This is a genomic window from Streptomyces sp. NPDC057963 (assembly GCF_042887155.1).
In the GTDB taxonomy this organism is placed as follows: domain Bacteria; phylum Actinomycetota; class Actinomycetes; order Streptomycetales; family Streptomycetaceae; genus Streptomyces.
Genome location: NZ_JBHVPX010000045.1, coordinates 12473 through 28590, shown reverse-complemented (window position 1 = coordinate 28590; position 16118 = coordinate 12473). Strand labels below are relative to the sequence as shown.

The 16118-nt window shown below is 70.0% G+C and carries 18 protein-coding genes; 13 read left to right on the top strand and 5 right to left on the bottom strand.

What is annotated here, in order from left to right; translation table 11 throughout:
• Nucleotides 1-79: 79 nt before the first annotated feature.
• The 3 genes from ACFVT1_RS39935 to ACFVT1_RS39925 form a co-directional block, all read right to left on the bottom strand.
• Complete coding sequence (locus tag ACFVT1_RS39935) at nucleotides 80-1093, bottom strand: heme A synthase (RefSeq protein WP_389805436.1); 1014 nt, start codon at nucleotides 1091-1093, stop codon at nucleotides 80-82.
• Between the two features lie 94 nt (nucleotides 1094-1187).
• Complete coding sequence (locus ACFVT1_RS39930; RefSeq protein ID WP_389805434.1) at nucleotides 1188-1955, bottom strand: ABC transporter permease; 768 nt, start codon at nucleotides 1953-1955, stop codon at nucleotides 1188-1190.
• Nucleotides 1952-2878 (bottom strand): ABC transporter ATP-binding protein, encoded by a 927-nt coding sequence (locus ACFVT1_RS39925; RefSeq protein WP_389805431.1) that lies wholly within the window; start codon nucleotides 2876-2878, stop codon nucleotides 1952-1954. Before ACFVT1_RS39925 ends, ACFVT1_RS39930 begins: the two co-directional genes overlap by 4 nt.
• Before the next feature lie 154 nt (nucleotides 2879-3032).
• Between ACFVT1_RS39925 and ACFVT1_RS39920 the strand changes: the two genes are divergently transcribed.
• The 10 genes from ACFVT1_RS39920 to ACFVT1_RS39875 all read left to right on the top strand — a co-directional run bounded on the left by ACFVT1_RS39920 (nucleotide 3033) and on the right by ACFVT1_RS39875 (nucleotide 11651).
• A complete protein-coding gene (locus tag ACFVT1_RS39920) occupies nucleotides 3033-3764 on the top strand; it encodes a helix-turn-helix transcriptional regulator (protein WP_389805442.1) in 732 nt (243 codons plus the stop codon).
• A complete protein-coding gene (sufB, locus tag ACFVT1_RS39915) occupies nucleotides 3761-5182 on the top strand; it encodes a Fe-S cluster assembly protein SufB (protein WP_389805428.1) in 1422 nt (473 codons plus the stop codon). Before ACFVT1_RS39920 ends, sufB begins: the two co-directional genes overlap by 4 nt.
• A gap of 59 nt (nucleotides 5183-5241) precedes the next feature.
• Nucleotides 5242-6459: a Fe-S cluster assembly protein SufD gene (sufD, locus tag ACFVT1_RS39910; RefSeq protein ID WP_389805426.1), complete on the top strand. Its 1218-nt coding sequence runs from the start codon at nucleotides 5242-5244 to the stop codon at nucleotides 6457-6459.
• Nucleotides 6459-6776 (top strand): bifunctional 3-phenylpropionate/cinnamic acid dioxygenase ferredoxin subunit, encoded by a 318-nt coding sequence (locus ACFVT1_RS39905; RefSeq protein ID WP_093899509.1) that lies wholly within the window; start codon nucleotides 6459-6461, stop codon nucleotides 6774-6776. The genes sufD and ACFVT1_RS39905 overlap by 1 nt, the downstream gene beginning before the upstream one ends.
• A 7-nt stretch (nucleotides 6777-6783) precedes the next feature.
• Nucleotides 6784-7548, top strand: coding sequence for a Fe-S cluster assembly ATPase SufC (sufC, locus tag ACFVT1_RS39900; protein WP_389805424.1), 765 nt, complete (start codon nucleotides 6784-6786; stop codon nucleotides 7546-7548).
• Nucleotides 7545-8801, top strand: a complete 1257-nt coding sequence (locus ACFVT1_RS39895; protein WP_389805421.1) for a cysteine desulfurase — start codon at nucleotides 7545-7547, stop codon at nucleotides 8799-8801. The genes sufC and ACFVT1_RS39895 overlap by 4 nt, the downstream gene beginning before the upstream one ends.
• Nucleotides 8802-8827: 26 nt before the next feature.
• Entirely contained in the window at nucleotides 8828-9283 is a 456-nt protein-coding gene (sufU, locus tag ACFVT1_RS39890) for a Fe-S cluster assembly sulfur transfer protein SufU (protein ID WP_335935977.1), read from the top strand.
• On the top strand, nucleotides 9280-9633 hold the full coding sequence (locus tag ACFVT1_RS39885) for a metal-sulfur cluster assembly factor (RefSeq protein ID WP_389805419.1): 354 nt from the start codon (nucleotides 9280-9282) through the stop codon (nucleotides 9631-9633). Before sufU ends, ACFVT1_RS39885 begins: the two co-directional genes overlap by 4 nt.
• Before the next feature lie 278 nt (nucleotides 9634-9911).
• Nucleotides 9912-11306, top strand: a complete 1395-nt coding sequence (locus ACFVT1_RS39880) for a hypothetical protein (protein WP_389805416.1) — start codon at nucleotides 9912-9914, stop codon at nucleotides 11304-11306.
• 132 nt (nucleotides 11307-11438) lie between these two features.
• Entirely contained in the window at nucleotides 11439-11651 is a 213-nt protein-coding gene (locus tag ACFVT1_RS39875; RefSeq protein WP_389805414.1) for a superinfection immunity protein, read from the top strand.
• Nucleotides 11652-11716: 65 nt separating this feature from the next.
• Here ACFVT1_RS39875 and ACFVT1_RS39870 read toward each other — a convergent pair whose 3' ends face one another.
• Entirely contained in the window at nucleotides 11717-12739 is a 1023-nt protein-coding gene (locus tag ACFVT1_RS39870) for a hypothetical protein (protein ID WP_389805411.1), read from the bottom strand.
• Nucleotides 12740-12934: 195 nt separating this feature from the next.
• Here ACFVT1_RS39870 and ACFVT1_RS39865 point away from each other — a divergent pair, with 195 nt between their 5' ends.
• Complete coding sequence (locus ACFVT1_RS39865) at nucleotides 12935-13255, top strand: multidrug efflux SMR transporter (protein ID WP_351078852.1); 321 nt, start codon at nucleotides 12935-12937, stop codon at nucleotides 13253-13255.
• Nucleotides 13255-13791, top strand: a complete 537-nt coding sequence (locus tag ACFVT1_RS39860; RefSeq protein ID WP_389805408.1) for a TetR/AcrR family transcriptional regulator — start codon at nucleotides 13255-13257, stop codon at nucleotides 13789-13791. The genes ACFVT1_RS39865 and ACFVT1_RS39860 overlap by 1 nt, the downstream gene beginning before the upstream one ends.
• Nucleotides 13792-13824: 33 nt before the next feature.
• Here the strand turns inward: ACFVT1_RS39860 and ACFVT1_RS39855 are convergent, their stop codons facing one another.
• Nucleotides 13825-14712, bottom strand: a complete 888-nt coding sequence (locus ACFVT1_RS39855) for a winged helix-turn-helix transcriptional regulator (RefSeq protein WP_389805407.1) — start codon at nucleotides 14710-14712, stop codon at nucleotides 13825-13827.
• A 107-nt stretch (nucleotides 14713-14819) separates the two neighbouring features.
• On the opposite strand from ACFVT1_RS39855, the gene ACFVT1_RS39850 reads away from it, so the two are divergent.
• A complete protein-coding gene (locus tag ACFVT1_RS39850) occupies nucleotides 14820-16097 on the top strand; it encodes an MFS transporter (protein WP_389805404.1) in 1278 nt (425 codons plus the stop codon).
• The last annotated feature ends 21 nt before the right edge of the window (nucleotides 16098-16118 follow it).

The window sequence follows — 16118 nt, the reverse complement described above, 5'->3', positions numbered from 1 at the left end:
GCCCCGAACTCGGGGCCGGCCGGCGATCGGCGTATGCGCGGGAGCGGTCGGGGCTCCCGGTGTCCTTCCCGAGCCCGGCTCAGCGCGCCGCGGCCGGCTCCGGCTGCTCGGCGGCGGGACCGGGCACCGCGGCGGCGGACACCGGGCGCTCCCGCAGCGACAGCAGCACCCGCACGACCGCGATCCACACCAGGCACGAGCCGAGCATGTGCAGGCCGACGAGGATCTCGGGGGTGTCCGTGAAGTACTGGACGTAACCGATCACGCCCTGTCCCATCAGCACCAGGAAGAGATCACGGGCCCGGTGGAGCGGGCCGATCGGCGCGTCCACGGCCTTCAGCACGAACCACAGAGCCACGGTCAGGGCCACGACGACCCAGGCCAGATCGGCGTGCAGCTGCGTGATCATCTTCCAGTCGAGCGGAATGCGGTGCACGTCGCTGGAGTCACCCGCGTGCCGTCCGGCGCCGGTGACCACCGTGCCGACCGCGATCAGCAGCCCCGCCGCCACCACGAGCAGCCAGGTCAGCTGGGACACCGCCTTGCCCACCAGCGGACGGGGAGCGCCGTCGCCCTCGCGGACCCGCTGCCAGGTCACCAGCGCGACGCTGAGCAGCGCCGTGGTGAGCAGGAAGTGCGCCGCGACGGTGTACGGGTTGAGGCCGACGAGCACCACGATGCCGCCGAGCACCGCGTTGCCCATCACGACCCAGAACTGCACCCAGCCGAGCCGGGTGAGGCTGCGCCGCCAGGGCTTCGCGGACCGGGCGGCGATGATCGCCCATCCGACGGCCGCGCACAGGACGTACGTCAGCATCCGGTTGCCGAACTCTATGACGCCGTGGAAGCCCATCTCACTCGTCGTGGTGAGGCTCTCGTCGGTGCACTTGGGCCAGGTCGGGCAGCCGAGGCCGGAACCGGTCAGGCGTACCGCGCCGCCGGTCATGACGATCACCACGGCCATCACGATGGCCGACATGGCGGCACGGCGCACCGTGCGAGGGGACGGAGTCCACCGCTCGGCGATGTAGGGAAGCGGGTTCCGCACGGCTTGAGCGACTTCGGCTCGGGTCAGCTTGGGCACGCGCACCATCGTAGGCGGCGGCTTGTGCAAGCTTTCACGAGGGGGACGAGTTGCCCGGAACGGCGGCGGAGCGCGTCCGCGGGGTCACCCACGGCGCAGGGCCTCACTCCCAGCGGAAGAACTTCGCCGCCGTGCCCAGCCCGAGCACCGCCCACACCGCGAGGATGCCGAGGTCGCCCCACGGCATCGACGCGCCGTGCTGGAGCACGTCCCGCAGCCCGTCCGAGAGCGCCGCGATCGGGAGCAGCCCCAGCACCGACTGCACCGCCTCCGGGAACTTCTCCAGCGGCACGATGACCCCGCCGCCGACCAGCAGGAGCAGAAAGACCAGATTGGCCGCGGCGAGCGTCGCCTCCGCCTTCAGCGTGCCGGCCATCAGCAGCCCGAGGCCGGAGAAGGCCGCAGTGCCGAGCACGAGCAGCAGCAGGACGGCGAAGGGGTTGCCGTGCGGCGACCAGCCCAGCGCGAACGCGATCACCGTGAGGAGCACCACTTGCAGCACCTCGGTGACCAGCACGGCGAGGGTCTTGGCGGTCATCAGCGCCCAGCGGGGCAGCGGCGAGGCGCCGAGCCGCTTGAGCACCCCGTACCGCCGCTCGAAACCGGTGGCGATGGCCTGGCCCGTGAAGGCCGTGGACATCACGGCGAGCGCGAGGATGCCGGGCGTCAGGAAGTCCACGGACTCGCCGGCGCCCGTGTCCACGATGTCGACCGCACTGAAGAGCACCAGCAGCAGCGTCGGAATGATCACGGTCAGCAGCAGCTGCTCGCCGTTGCGCAGCAGCATCCGCGTCTCCAGCGCGGTCTGCGTGGTGATCATGCGGGACAGCGGGGCGGCGCCCGGCCGAGGGGTGTACGTACCGGCGCTCATGCGCGCAGCTCCTTGCCGGTCAGTTCCAGGAAGACGTCCTCCAGGGTGTGGCGCTCCACGGAGATACCGGACGGCATCACTCCGTGCTGCGCGCACCAGGAGGTGACGGTGGCCAGCAGCTGCGGGTCGACGTCGCCGCCGATGCGGTACGTGCCCGGGGTGAGCTCGGCCGCCTCCGTGCCGTCGGGCAGCGCCTTCAGCAGGGAGCCCAGGTCGAGACCGGGGCGGCCGGTGAAGCGCAGGGTGTTCTCGGCGCCGCCGCGGCAGAGCGTCTCGGGACTGCCCTGGGCGATCACCTTGCCCGCGTCGATGACGGCGACGTCATCGGCGAGCTCCTCCGCCTCGTCCATGAAGTGCGTGGTGAGGACGATCGAAACGCCGTCGGCGCGCAGCTCCCGTACGAGATCCCAGGTGGAGCGGCGGGCCTGCGGGTCGAGGCCGGCGGTCGGCTCGTCCAGGAAGACCAGTTCGGGGCGGCCGACGACGGCCATCGCCAGGGCGAGCCGTTGCTGCTGGCCGCCGGAGAGCCGCCGGTAGGCCGTACGCCCGCAGCCGCCGAGGCCGAGGCGCTCGATCAGGGCGTCGACGTCGAGCGGGTGGGCGTGGAGCTTCGCCATGTGGCGGAGCATCTCGTCGGCGCGCGCCCCGGAGTAGACGCCACCCGACTGGAGCATCACGCCGATCCGGGGGCGGAGCCGCGCGGCGTCGGCGACCGGGTCGAGGCCGAGGACCCGTACCGTCCCGTCGTCCGGGCGGCGGTAGCCCTCGCAGGTTTCCACGGTGGTGGTCTTGCCGGCGCCGTTGGGGCCGAGGACGGCGGTGACCGCGCCGGTGCGTACACACAGGTCGAGGCCGTCCACAGCGGTCTTGGGGCCGTACCGCTTCACCAGGTTCCTGACCTGTACGACGGACTCGCTCTTCATGGCCGGTAAGTCTAGGCAGGGGTGGGACGGGACCGTGTCGCGGGGCCGAATTAGGTGACCCTAAGTGATGAAGGGCACCGTAGATCGTTTCGGACCGTGGTTGTCAGGGCGCGAGGAATTACGCAACAATGGCGTTGTGAAAAACGGCGAGGCCATGCGGGAGTCCCCCCAGGAGGAACTCGCGACCGGAGAGCGTTCGACGCGCAACCGGGTCGCGCGCTCCATCCTGGACCACGGCCCGTCCACGGTCGCCGAGCTGGCCAAGCGCCTCGGCCTGACTCAGGCCGCGGTCCGCCGCCACCTCGACACCCTCGCCTCCGACGGTGTCGTCGAGGCCCGTGAACAGCGGGTGTACGGGGCGCGGACCCGGGGCCGCCCGGCCAAGGCGTTCGCGCTCACCGACTGCGGACGGGACGCCTTCGACCAGTCCTACGACAAGCTGGCCGCGGACGCGTTGCGCTGGATCGCCGAGACCTCGGGCGACGAGGCGGTCGTCGCTTTCGCCCGGGCCAGGATCGCGGCCCAGTCCGAGGCGTACCGCGCGGCGGTCGAGGCCGCGGACCCGGAGGCGCGGACCGAGGCGTTGGCCAAGGCCTTGTCGGCCGACGGGTACGCTGCTACGGCGCGTAGCGCGCCCGGCCCGCAGCAGGGCGAGCAGTTGTGCCAGCACCACTGCCCGGTCGCCCATGTCGCCGAGCAGTACCCGCAGCTGTGCGAGGCGGAGACGGAATTCTTCTCCACCCTCCTCGGGACGCATGTGCAGCGTCTGGCCACCATCGCCCACGGCGACGGTGTGTGTACGACGTACATTCCGCGCAGCGGCCACGCACCACCACAGACCACCAAACCAGTATCTGCAAGCACGGCCGGGAGGAACCCCGCATGACGCTCCCCACGGAGACTGCCCACCCTGAGCTCGAGGGTCTGGGCACGTACGAATTCGGCTGGGCCGACTCCGACGCGGCAGGCGCCGCGGCCAAGCGCGGGCTCTCCGAGAATGTCGTCCGCGACATCTCGGCGAAGAAGAACGAGCCCGAATGGATGCTGAAGCTCCGCCTCAAGGGCCTCCGGCTCTTCGACAAGAAGCCCATGCCGAACTGGGGCTCCGACCTGTCGGGCATCGACTTCGACAACATCAAGTACTTCGTGCGGTCCACGGAGAAGCAGGCGGAGTCCTGGGAGGACCTGCCCGAGGACATCAAGAACACCTACGACAAGCTCGGCATCCCCGAGGCGGAGAAGCAGCGCCTGGTCGCCGGTGTCGCCGCGCAGTACGAGTCCGAGGTCGTCTACCACCAGATCCGTGAGGACCTGGAGGAGCAGGGCGTCATCTTCCTCGACACCGACACCGCGCTGAAGGAGCACCCGGAGCTCTTCAAGGAGTACTTCGGCACCGTCATCCCGGTCGGCGACAACAAGTTCGCCTCGCTGAACACGGCCGTGTGGTCCGGCGGCTCGTTCATCTACGTGCCCAAGGGTGTCCGCGTCGACATCCCGCTGCAGGCCTACTTCCGTATCAACACGGAGAACATGGGCCAGTTCGAGCGGACGCTGATCATCGTCGACGAGGACGCCTACGTCCACTACGTCGAGGGCTGCACCGCGCCGATCTACTCCTCCGACTCGCTGCACTCCGCGGTCGTCGAGATCATCGTGAAGAAGGGCGGCCGCTGCCGCTACACGACGATCCAGAACTGGTCGAACAACGTCTACAACCTGGTCACCAAGCGCGCCGTGGCCTACGAGGGCGCGACCATGGAGTGGGTCGACGGCAACATCGGCTCCAAGGTCACCATGAAGTACCCGGCCGTCTACCTGATGGGCGAGCACGCCAAGGGCGAGACCCTGTCCATCGCCTTCGCGGGCGAGGGCCAGCACCAGGACGCCGGCGCCAAGATGGTCCACATGGCGCCGAACACCTCCTCCAACATCGTCTCCAAGTCGGTGGCGCGCGGCGGCGGCCGCACCTCCTACCGCGGTCTCATCGAGATCGGCGAGGGCGCGCCCGGCGCGAAGTCCAACGTGCTCTGTGACGCGCTGCTGGTCGACACGATCTCCCGCTCCGACACCTACCCGTACGTCGACGTCCGCGAGGACGACGTGTCGATGGGGCACGAGGCGACCGTCTCCAAGGTCTCCGAGGACCAGCTCTTCTACCTGATGAGCCGCGGTCTGACGGAGTTCGAGGCGATGGCGATGATCGTGCGCGGCTTCGTCGAGCCGATCGCGAAGGAGCTGCCGATGGAGTACGCCCTCGAGCTCAACCGGCTGATCGAGCTGCAGATGGAGGGTTCGGTCGGCTAGCGCAGCCTGACGACCGGATTCCCCGACCACTGACAGAGAAAGCGAGCACTACGACAGCCATGGCTGAGGCTCAGAACTCCCCCACTCTCGGCTCCGCGCGAGCGGGGGGACCCCCTCCGGCGGGTTCCACCACCACCGGGTCCATCGCGGTGGCCGCCGAGTCGACCGTCGCCACGCGCATGAGCGCGCCTCCGTCCTTCGACGTCGCGGACTTCCCGGTTCCGCACGGCCGCGAGGAGGAGTGGCGGTTCACGCCGCTGGAGCGGCTGCGCGGGCTGCACGACGGCACGGCCGTCGCCACCGGCGGTGCCGTGAAGGTCGCGATCGACGCGCCCGAGGGCGTCACGGTCGAGACCGTCGGCCGCGACGACTCCCGGCTCCGGAAGGCCGGCATCCCGGTGGACCGCGTCGCCGCCCAGGCGTACACGTCCTTCGAGCAGGCGTCCGTCGTCACGGTCGCCAAGGAGGCCGTGCTCACCGAGCCGATCCGCATCGCGGTGCACGGTGAGGGCGGTGTGGCCTACGGCCACCAGGTCGTCGAGCTGGGCGCCTTCGCCGAGGCCGTCGTCGTCATCGACCACACGGGTGACGCGGTGCTCGCCGCCAACGTCGACTACGTCCTGGGCGACGGCGCGAAGCTGACCGTCGTCTCCGTGCAGGACTGGGACGAGACCGCGGTCCACGTCGGACAGCACAACGCGCTGGTCGGCCGGGACGCCTCGTTCAAGTCGATCGTCGTCACCTTCGGCGGCGACCTCGTCCGCCTCCACCCGCGCGTCAGCTACGCGGGCACCGGCGGCGAGGCCGAGCTCTTCGGCCTGTACTTCACCGACAGGGGCCAGCACCAGGAGCACCGCCTCCTGGTCGACCACAACACCCCGCACTGCAAGTCCAACGCCGCCTACAAGGGCGCGCTCCAGGGCGACGGCGCACACGCGGTGTGGATCGGTGACGTCCTCATCCGGGCCGTGGCCGAGGGCACCGACACCTACGAGATGAACCGCAACCTCGTCCTCACGGACGGCGCGCGGGTCGACTCGGTGCCGAACCTGGAGATCGAGACCGGCGAGATCGTCGGCGCCGGCCACGCCTCCGCGACCGGCCGATTCGACGACGAGCAGCTCTTCTACCTGATGTCCCGCGGCATCCCGGCCGAGGAGGCCCGCCGGCTCGTCGTGCGCGGCTTCTTCGCCGAGCTCGTCCAGCAGATCGGTCTGCCGGACGTCGAGGCGCGGCTGCTGGACAAGATCGAGACCGAGCTGAAGGCTTCCGTCTGATGGCCTTCGTCAAAGCCTGCGCGCTGAGTGAGCTGGAGGACGACACCCCGAAGCGGGTGGAGCTCGACGGCATCCCGGTGTCCGTCGTCCGTACCGAGGGTGAGGTGTTCGCGATCAACGACATCTGCTCGCACGCGAACGTCTCGCTGTCCGAAGGAGAGGTCGAGGACTGCATGATCGAGTGCTGGCTGCACGGCTCCAGCTTCGACCTCCGCACCGGCAAGCCGTCCGGCCTCCCCGCGACGCGCCCCGTCCCCGTATACCCCGTCAAGATCGAAGGGGACGATGTGCTCGTCTCCGTCACCCAGGAGTCCTGAGTCACCCATGGCAACGCTTGAAATCCGCGACCTGCACGTCTCCGTCGAGGCCGACAACGCCACGAAGGAGATCCTCAAGGGCGTCGACCTGACCGTGAAGCAGGGCGAGACCCACGCCATCATGGGCCCCAACGGGTCCGGCAAGTCCACCCTCGCGTACTCCCTCGCGGGTCACCCCAAGTACACGATCACCAGCGGTTCGGTGACCCTGGACGGCGAGGACGTCCTGGAGATGACCGTCGACGAGCGCGCCCGCGCCGGCCTGTTCCTCGCGATGCAGTACCCGGTCGAGATCCCCGGTGTCTCGGTCTCCAACTTCCTGCGCACCTCCGCCACCGCCGTCCGCGGCGAGGCCCCCAAGCTGCGTACCTGGGTGAAGGAGGTCAAGGAGACGATGGGCCGGCTCCAGATGGACCCGGCCTTCGCCGAGCGCAACGTCAACGAGGGCTTCTCCGGCGGTGAGAAGAAGCGTCACGAGATCCTTCAGCTGGAGCTCCTCAAGCCGAAGGTCGCGATCCTCGACGAGACCGACTCCGGCCTGGACGTCGACGCCCTGCGCATCGTCTCCGAGGGCGTCAACCGGGTCCGCGAGACCGGCGAGGTCGGCACCCTGCTGATCACGCACTACACGCGGATCCTCCGTTACATCAAGCCCGACTTCGTGCACGTCTTCGCCAACGGCCGCATTGCCGAGTCCGGCGGCGCCGAGCTCGCCGACAAGCTGGAGAACGAGGGCTACGAGGCATACGTGAAGGGTGGCGCTTCCACGTGACACAGCTGCCGGGCCTCCTCGACACCGAGGCGATCCGCAAGGACTTCCCCCTGCTGGATCGGACGGTCCACGACGGGAAGAAGATCGTCTACCTGGACAGTGCGGCGACCTCGCAGAAGCCGCGCCAGGTGCTCGACGCACTCAACGAGTACTACGAGCGGCACAACGCCAATGTGCACCGCGGCGTGTACACGATCGCGGAGGAGGCCACGGCGCTGTACGAAGGCGCCCGTGACAAGGTCGCCGCGTTCATCAACGCGCCCAGCCGCAACGAGGTGATCTTCACCAAGAACGCCTCCGAGTCGCTCAACCTCGTGGCCAACATGCTCGGCTGGGCCGATGAGCCCTACCGGGTGGACCACGACACCGAGATCGTCACCACGGAGATGGAGCACCACTCCAACATCGTGCCGTGGCAGCTGCTCTCGCAGCGCACGGGCGCGAAGCTGAAGTGGTTCGGCATCACCGACGACGGCCGTCTCGACCTGTCCGACATCGACGAGATCATCACGGAGAAGACGAAGATCGTCTCCTTCACCCTGGTCTCCAACATCATGGGCACGATCAACCCGGTCGAGAAGATCGTCCGCCGTGCGCAGCAGGTCGGCGCGCTGGTCTGCATCGACGCCTCGCAGGCCGCCCCGCACATGGTGCTCGACGTCCAGGCGCTGCAGGCCGACTTCGTTGCCTTCACCGGCCACAAGATGGTCGGCCCGACCGGCATCGGCGTGCTCTGGGGACGGCAGGAGCTCCTGGAGGACCTGCCGCCGTTCCTCGGTGGCGGCGAGATGATCGAGACCGTGTCGATGCACTCGTCGACGTACGCCCCCGCGCCGCACAAGTTCGAGGCCGGTACGCCCCCGATCGCCCAGGCCGTCGGCCTCGGCGCGGCCGTGGACTACCTCTCGGCCATCGGCATGGAGAAGATCTACCAGCACGAGCACGCGATCACCCAGTACGCGGTGAAGCGGCTCCTGGAGGTCCCGGACCTCAGGATCATCGGTCCCGCGACCGCCGAGGACCGCGGTGCCACGATCTCCTTCACACTCGGTGACATCCACCCGCACGACGTGGGCCAGGTGCTCGACGAGCAGGGCATCGCGGTCCGGGTCGGACACCACTGCGCACGGCCGGTCTGCCTGCGGTACGGAATTCCTGCGACGACGCGAGCGTCGTTCTATCTGTACTCCACGCCCGCCGAGGTCGACGCCCTGGTGGACGGACTGGAACACGTACGGAACTTTTTCGGTTAATACGTAGAGCGGCTGAGGGTTGACTGGTGAAGCTTGATTCCATGTACCAGGAAGTGATCCTGGACCACTACAAGCACCCCCACGGGCGCGGCCTGCGGGACGGCGACGCCGAGGTGCACCACGTCAACCCGACGTGCGGCGACGAGATCACTCTCCGGGTGAAGTACGACGGCGAGACCATCGCCGATGTGTCGTACGAGGGTCAGGGCTGTTCCATCAGCCAGGCCAGCGCATCCGTGCTGAACGATCTGCTGGTCGGCAAGGAGCTGGGCCAGGCGCAGAAGATCCAGGAAGCCTTCCTGGAGCTGATGCAGTCGAAGGGCCAGCTGGAGCCGGACGACGCGATGGAGGAGGTACTGGAGGACGCGGTGGCGTTCGCCGGTGTCTCGAAGTACCCGGCCCGGGTCAAGTGCGCGCTGTTGAGCTGGATGGCGTGGAAGGACGCGACGGCGAAAGCGCTGTCCGAAGGGAAGACGGCATGAGCGACAACACGGTGGCATCCAACGAGGAGCTCAGGACCAAGCCGGCCTCCGAGGAGGAGGTCCGCGAGGCCCTGTACGACGTCGTCGACCCCGAGCTGGGGATCGACGTCGTCAACCTGGGCCTGATCTACGGCATCCACATCGATGACGCGAACATCGCCACCCTCGACATGACCCTGACGTCCGCGGCCTGCCCGCTGACCGATGTCATCGAGGACCAGGCGAAGTCCGCGACCGACGGCATCGTCAACGAGCTGCGGATCAACTGGGTCTGGATGCCGCCGTGGGGCCCGGACAAGATCACGGACGACGGGCGCGAGCAGCTGCGCGCGCTGGGCTTCAACGTCTGAGCCGTCCGCACCGACGAACGGCCCCCGGCTTCCGCCGGGGGCCGTTTCGTGTTGCCGGCCGGGGCGAGGCGTGGTCTAGGCCGCGGGCGAGGCGTGCTGCCGGTCATGGCCGAGGTGTGGTTTCGGCCGCGGGCGAGACGCGGTGTCGGCCACGGGGGCCGCGGCTGAGGCCCCGGCGGAGAGCCGGATGTTCTTCCTGGGGACGCACGGGGTATGCGGGCAGTTGGTCCGGGAGGCGGACCGTGCTCCTCGACATCGCGCCGACGAGAGGTCCCCCTGTGTCCCGTCATCCTTCGCCGTACCGCCGCCGCACCGCCATCGCCGCGAGCGCCGTTCTCGGACTGACCGCCGTCGGGCTGAACGCCCCCGCGCACGCCGTGAGTTACGGGACGCCGACGATCGGGCTCTCGGTCTCCTACCTCTCCGGGGCCGTCGGCGCGAGCGGTGACCCCGTGGTGACCGTCACTGTGGCGCAGAGCGGCGCCGACGCCGGAGCGCTCGGTGTGGCGGCCTCCGCCAGTTCCAAGCCCTCGGTCGCCGGGACCGGGGACGTGACCGTGACCGGGAGCGGCGCCACCCGGCAGCTCGCGGTGGCCGCGCACGGGCGCGGCTACACGGACCTCACGATCAAGGTCACCGGGCTGGGCGGCAAGTCTGCCACGAAGAAACTGCACTACGCGGCGTCGGCCGCCGTGCAGAACGCGGCCGACACGCGGTACTTCACCGGATCCTCCGACTCCTCGGCCGCCGTCGACGTGGGTGGCGGATACGTGGTCGTGGCCGACGACGAGTCCAACACGCTGCGGCTGTACGACCGTTCGGCATCAGGTGCGCCCGTGAAGAGCTGGGACATCGGTGCGGAGCTCGGGGTGTCGAAGGAGATCGACATCGAGGCCGCGGCCCGGGTGGGGAACACCGTCTACTGGACCGGATCGCTCGGCAACAACAAGGACGGCGAGTACAAGGCCGACCGCAACACCGTCTTCACCACGACGGTGACCGGGTCGGGCGCCGCCACCCGGCTGACGGTGGGCGGCTCGTACAGGAAGCTCCGTAACGACCTCGTCGCCTGGGACAAGGCGAACGGCAACCGGTTCGGCTTCGCGGCGGGGACGGCAGACGGTGAGGCGCCCAAGCAGATCGACGGGTTCAACATCGAGGGCCTGGAGTTCGCGCCCGGCTCGACGAGCACCGCGTACCTTGGCTTCCGCGCGCCCCTCGTGCCGCCGAAGGCCGGGGGCAAGGCCCTGATCGTGCCCGTCACCAACTTCGACAAGGTGGCCGGCAGCGGTGCCAAGGCGGTCGTCGGTGCGCCGATCGAGCTGGATCTCGGCGGGCTCAGCATCCGGGACATCCGCAAGAACGCCGCCGACCAGTATCTGATCGTCGCCGGTTCCTGGGCGGCCGACGACAACTCCGACCCGTACGCCCTCTACACGTGGGACGGTGTCGCCGCGCACGCCCCCGTCAAGCGGGCCGATCTGCCGACCGCCGACCCGGGCGGCTGGGAGGCCGTCGTCGAGGTTCCGGACCTGGCGGTTCCGGGCGCCCGGGCGCAGCTGGTCACGGACGCCGGATCGGCCGACCTGTACGGGGACGGCACGGAGGCGAAGGACCTCGACCACGCCGAATGGAAGAAGTCCAGGGCCGTCTGGTTCACCGTCGGCAGCTGACGGCGCGGGCGGGAGGGGCATCGAGCACGATGCCCCTCCGTCGTCGCGGGTCCGGTGACCCCTGCGGATGCCCGGCCATGAGGTATCGTCAAATTCCTTGTCCGCACCACTACTTGGGGGAGTACGTCGATTATGGATCTGGGGAATCTGGGCCCCATCGCCATAGTGGTTGCCCTGTTGCTGGTCATCGCCTATTTCGTACCGGCAGTGGTGGCGTTCAGCCGGGGCATGTCCAACCGGGGCACGGTGCTTGTGATCAACCTGTTTCTGGGGTGGACCGTGATCGGCTGGATCGTCGCACTCGCGATGGCCGCCGGGAGCAATCGGCCCGCCGCTCATTACTGAGGGCTGTTCTTCTTCTGCGTGCTCGCTCCGAAGAACCCGCTCGTCGGCCGGGGCCGGGGCAGGCGCTACAGGCCGTACCGCGGCGGTACGGCCGCCGCCTCGGCGAGGGCCGGGCCCAGGTTCTCCGTGCGCATGCGCCGGTCGACGTAGACGAGTCCGGTCACCAGCTGCGGGAACGTCGCCGAGATGAGCTGACCGATCAGCTGGCCCAGCGCCATGATCACCATGTAGCCGCTCATGGCGAAGACGACCGAGGCGGGGTTCGGGTCGTCGTTCAGGGTCGAGCCGCCGATGACACCGGAGAACATGCCGAGGAACGAGAACGGGATCTGGATGATGTAGTTCGCCACGGCGGCGATCAGAGAGGCCAGCAGGGTGATCCCGAAGACCCGCCACCAGTCGCCGCGCACCAGCTGCGACGAGCGGCGCAGGCCCGCCATCGGGCGCTGCACCTCGAAGACCACGGCCGAAGGGGCCAGGCAGAACTTCACCCAGAGCCAGGCCGCGAGGGGCGCGGTGGCCAGGGCGCCCAGGAAGCCGAGCGAGGTCCACAGCACGATGCCGGACCCGTGCGACAGGCTGATGGCGCCGATCATCAACGCGAAGAAGCCGATCACCGCGAGCACCATCGGGATCATCGCGATCAGGGCGGACAGGATCACCGTTCCGATCACCGCCGGCACGCGGGCCCAGGCCCGGCGCCAGATCACGGCGAAGGTGGTCGGCCTGCCCAGTACGGCCTCCTGGAGGATCGCCGGAACCGTGGCGTACATCATGGCCGTACTGATCATGAACGCGACCATCGCGACCAGCCAGACGGCGCCGAAGCCGGTCAGCAGCGGCACCAGGTCCGCCGACGTCGGATCCTCCTCGGCGCTGAGCGAGACGACGTGGCGCAGATGGTCGCCGGTCTCGGAGTACGCGATCAGGGCCGCCACTCCCACGATCACCAGCGCCCCGCCGTACACGGCCGCGCCTATGCCGAACAGCTGCTTCCAGTAGCGCCCCATCGTGCTGAAGGCGCCGCCGAGTATCTCCCCGAGCTTCAGGGGCGCCAGCGGTATCACTCCCGGCTTCGGCGGTGGCATCCAGCCGCCCCATCCCGGTGGCCCTCCGTACGGTGCTCCACCGTACGGCGCACCGCCACCGCCCCACCCTGCGTCCTGCGTCACTGCTGCTCCGTTGTGTGTGTCGTCCTGTGTGCTGGCCGGGACACCGTAGCGTCCCGGCCGTCACCGAGCGCCCCTGCCGTGGTGCGAGCAGCGATGCGTACACTCGTACACATGGGTTATGGACTGCTTGCCGCGGCGATCGCGGCCGAGGTGGCCGGTACGACGGCCATGAAATACAGCGAGGGATTCACCCGGCTCTGGCCCTCGCTGATCACCGTCGCGGGCTATCTCATCGCCTTCACCCTGCTCGCCCAGACGCTGAAGACGCTGTCGATGGGCACCGCCTATGCCATCTGGGCCGGGATCGGCACCGCCGCGGTCGCCGCCATCGGCATCCTCTTCATGGGGGAGTCCGGCAACCTGGTCAAGCTGGCGGGCATAGCGCTGGTCATCGCCGGAGTGGTGGTGCTGAACCTGGGAGGGGCCCACTGATGGCGCGCCGCTACGACCCCGAGCGGCGCGGACGCATCGTCGACGCCGCGATCAGGGTGGTGGGTGCCAAGGGCATCGCGGGGCTCAGCCATCGTTCCGTCGCGGCCGAGGCCGATGTGCCGCTCGGCTCGACGACGTATCACTTCGCCTCGCTGGACGAGCTGTTGATCGCGGCGCTGCGCCGGTCGAACGAGAACTTCGCCGAGGTCATCCGGGAGAGCGAGGCCCTGACCGACCCGGCCGCCGACCTCGCCGGGGAACTGGCCGGGCTGCTGGGGGAGTACTTCCGTGGCGGGCGCGGACGGGCCGAGCTGGAGTACGAGCTGTATCTCGCCGCGCTCCGCAGGCCCGCGCTGCGGCCGGTCGCCGCCGAGTGGACCGACGGCACGGCCGAACTGCTGTCCCGGCGGACCGATCCGGCCACGGCGCGGGCGTTGATCGCGCTCATGGACGGGATCTGCCTGCAGGTGCTGCTCACCGGCGGGGAATACGACGAGGCGTACGCGAGGGAGATGCTGGGACGCCTCATGCCCTGACGGCTCCGGGGCCGGTTCCGGGACGCCCCGGCCTCACTCGCCGGGCAGGTCCGCCCCTCGGACCGCCGTCAGGGCCGCCCGTACGCTCGCCTCGATGTCCGTGATCGGGTACAGCGCCTCGCGGACCGTCCGGTCCCGGTCCACCACCAGCGTCAGCCGCTTCAGCCGGCTCGTTCCCGCCGCGCGGAACGTCGGCAGCCGCAGGGCGGCCGTCAGCTCCAGCTCCGCGTCGGACAGCAGCGGGAAGCGCAGCCCCTCCGCGTCCGCGAACGCCCTCTGCTCGTCGGGGCGCTGGGTGGACACCCCGTGCACGGTCGCGCCCGCGGCCGTGAACGCGGCCAACTGGTCGCGGTACGTGCAGGATTCGAGGGTGCAGCCAGTCGCGCCCGGGATCTGCGCCCAGCCCGGCGGATAGGCGTCCCGGCGGGCGTAGGCGCCGGGGAAGCAGTACAGGACGGTGTACGGGGTGCCGGCGACCGGGTCGCGCGGGGCGCCGTCGTGGTCCAGCAGCCGCAGCTCGGGCAGGCGCGTGCCCACCAGGGCGTGCACGCGGGCCGCCTCCTTCGACGCCTCGGTGGCCGTCGCCGTCATCTCCCCGTCCCCCATCACCCAGGTGTCGCCCCAGTCCTGGAGCGCGATCAGTACGGGCAGCAGCGCGCGGCCACGCCCGGTGAGCCGGTACTCGTACCGGGGCGGCCGGTCCTGGTACGGCTCCCGGGACAGCACTCCCGCGTCGACCAGCAGGCGCAGCCGCTCGGTCAGCACCTTGCGGGACACGCCCAGTTCCTCCTGGAGGGCGTCGAAGCGGTGCACCCCGCGCGCCGTGTCCCGCACGATCAGCAGGGTCCACCAGTCGCCGACGACATCGAGCGCCTGGGCGATCGCGCAGGCGGCGTCGGCCAGGCTGGTGCGCTGGGGCATGGGCTTCTCCGTCGGTCGGCCGCGGCCGTCTCCATCTGATTGACCTCTGGCCAACCATGATGCCATAGTCCGTTCCCAACGGGAACTTACTGGGGAGGGTGTTGCCGATGGGGTTCTTCGGGATCGTGCGGGACGTACCGCGCACAGTACGGCTGCTGGCCTTCGGCTCCTTCCTCAACGGGGTCGTCAGCTTCACCTTCGTCTACCTCTTCGTCTATCTGACCGGCCCGCGCGGGCTGACCGTCCCGCAGGCCGGAGTGATCGCGGGCGTCGGCGGCATCGGTCTCGTCGCGGGGAACTTCACCGGCGGCTGGTTCGGGGACCGCTACGGCCACCGCCGGATGCTCCTGACCGGCGCGCTGGCCGGCGGGACCGCACTCGCCGCCCTGCCGGTCCTGCCGGTCGTGGCCATGTACGGGGTGCTGCCGCTCGCGCAGTACGCGGCAGGCGTCGTGCGCGCCGCCAACTCGGCACTCGTCGCCGTCTCCGTTCCCGAGGGAGGGCGACGCCAGAGCTTCGCCCTCGTGCGGGCCGGGGGCAACGCCGCGTTCGCCGTCGGCCCGCCGCTCGGCGCGCTGATCGCCGCCCGCTTCTCGTACGACTGGCTGTTCGTCGCCGACGGCCTCGGGACGCTGCTCTTCGCCGGATACGCGGCGACGGTGCTCCCGGGGCGCGGCAGCGCGCACGGCCGCCCGGTGCGCGATCCCGGCGCCCCCGGGCTCTGGCGGGAGCTGCGGGCCAGGCCCGCGGTACTGGTCCTGCTCGCCGCGATCCTCTGCGTCGACCTCGTCTACCGGCAGCAGTACTCGACCCTGCCGGTCTTCCTGTCCGAGCACGGTCACAGCGCCCAGTTCTACGGCTGGCTGCTCTCCATCAACGGCGGCCTCATCCTCCTGCTGGAACTCCCCGCGGCCCACGCGCTGCGCCGACGCGCTCCGCTGGGCATCGTGGGCACCGGGCTGCTGCTCGTGGGGCTGGGCTACGCGGTGCTGATCCCGGGGGCCGGGGCGCTGTTCGCCGTCACCATGATGGCGTCGCTGACCGCGGGCGAGATCCTCTACAAGACCACCGCGACGGCGTACGTCGCCGACCGGGCCCCCGCCCATGCCCAGGGTCGCTTCCAGAGCCTGTACGCGGGCGCCTCCATCAGCGGTCAGGTACTCGCGCCACCGCTCGGCGGCGCCCTCTACGCCGCCGCGCCCGGACTGCTCTGGCCGGCCTGCGCCGTGCTGGCCGGCGGTGCGGGGGTGGCGGTGCTGGCGGCCCGGCGGCTGCCGGGAGCGGCATCGGGGCGTGGGCCTGGGCCGGGTCCGGGGGCGGCGCGGGTGCCGGTGTGCGGGGAGGCCTCCGCACCGGCACCCGAACGGCAGACGCAGCCCGGCTGACCGGGTGGTCGCAGGCCGCCG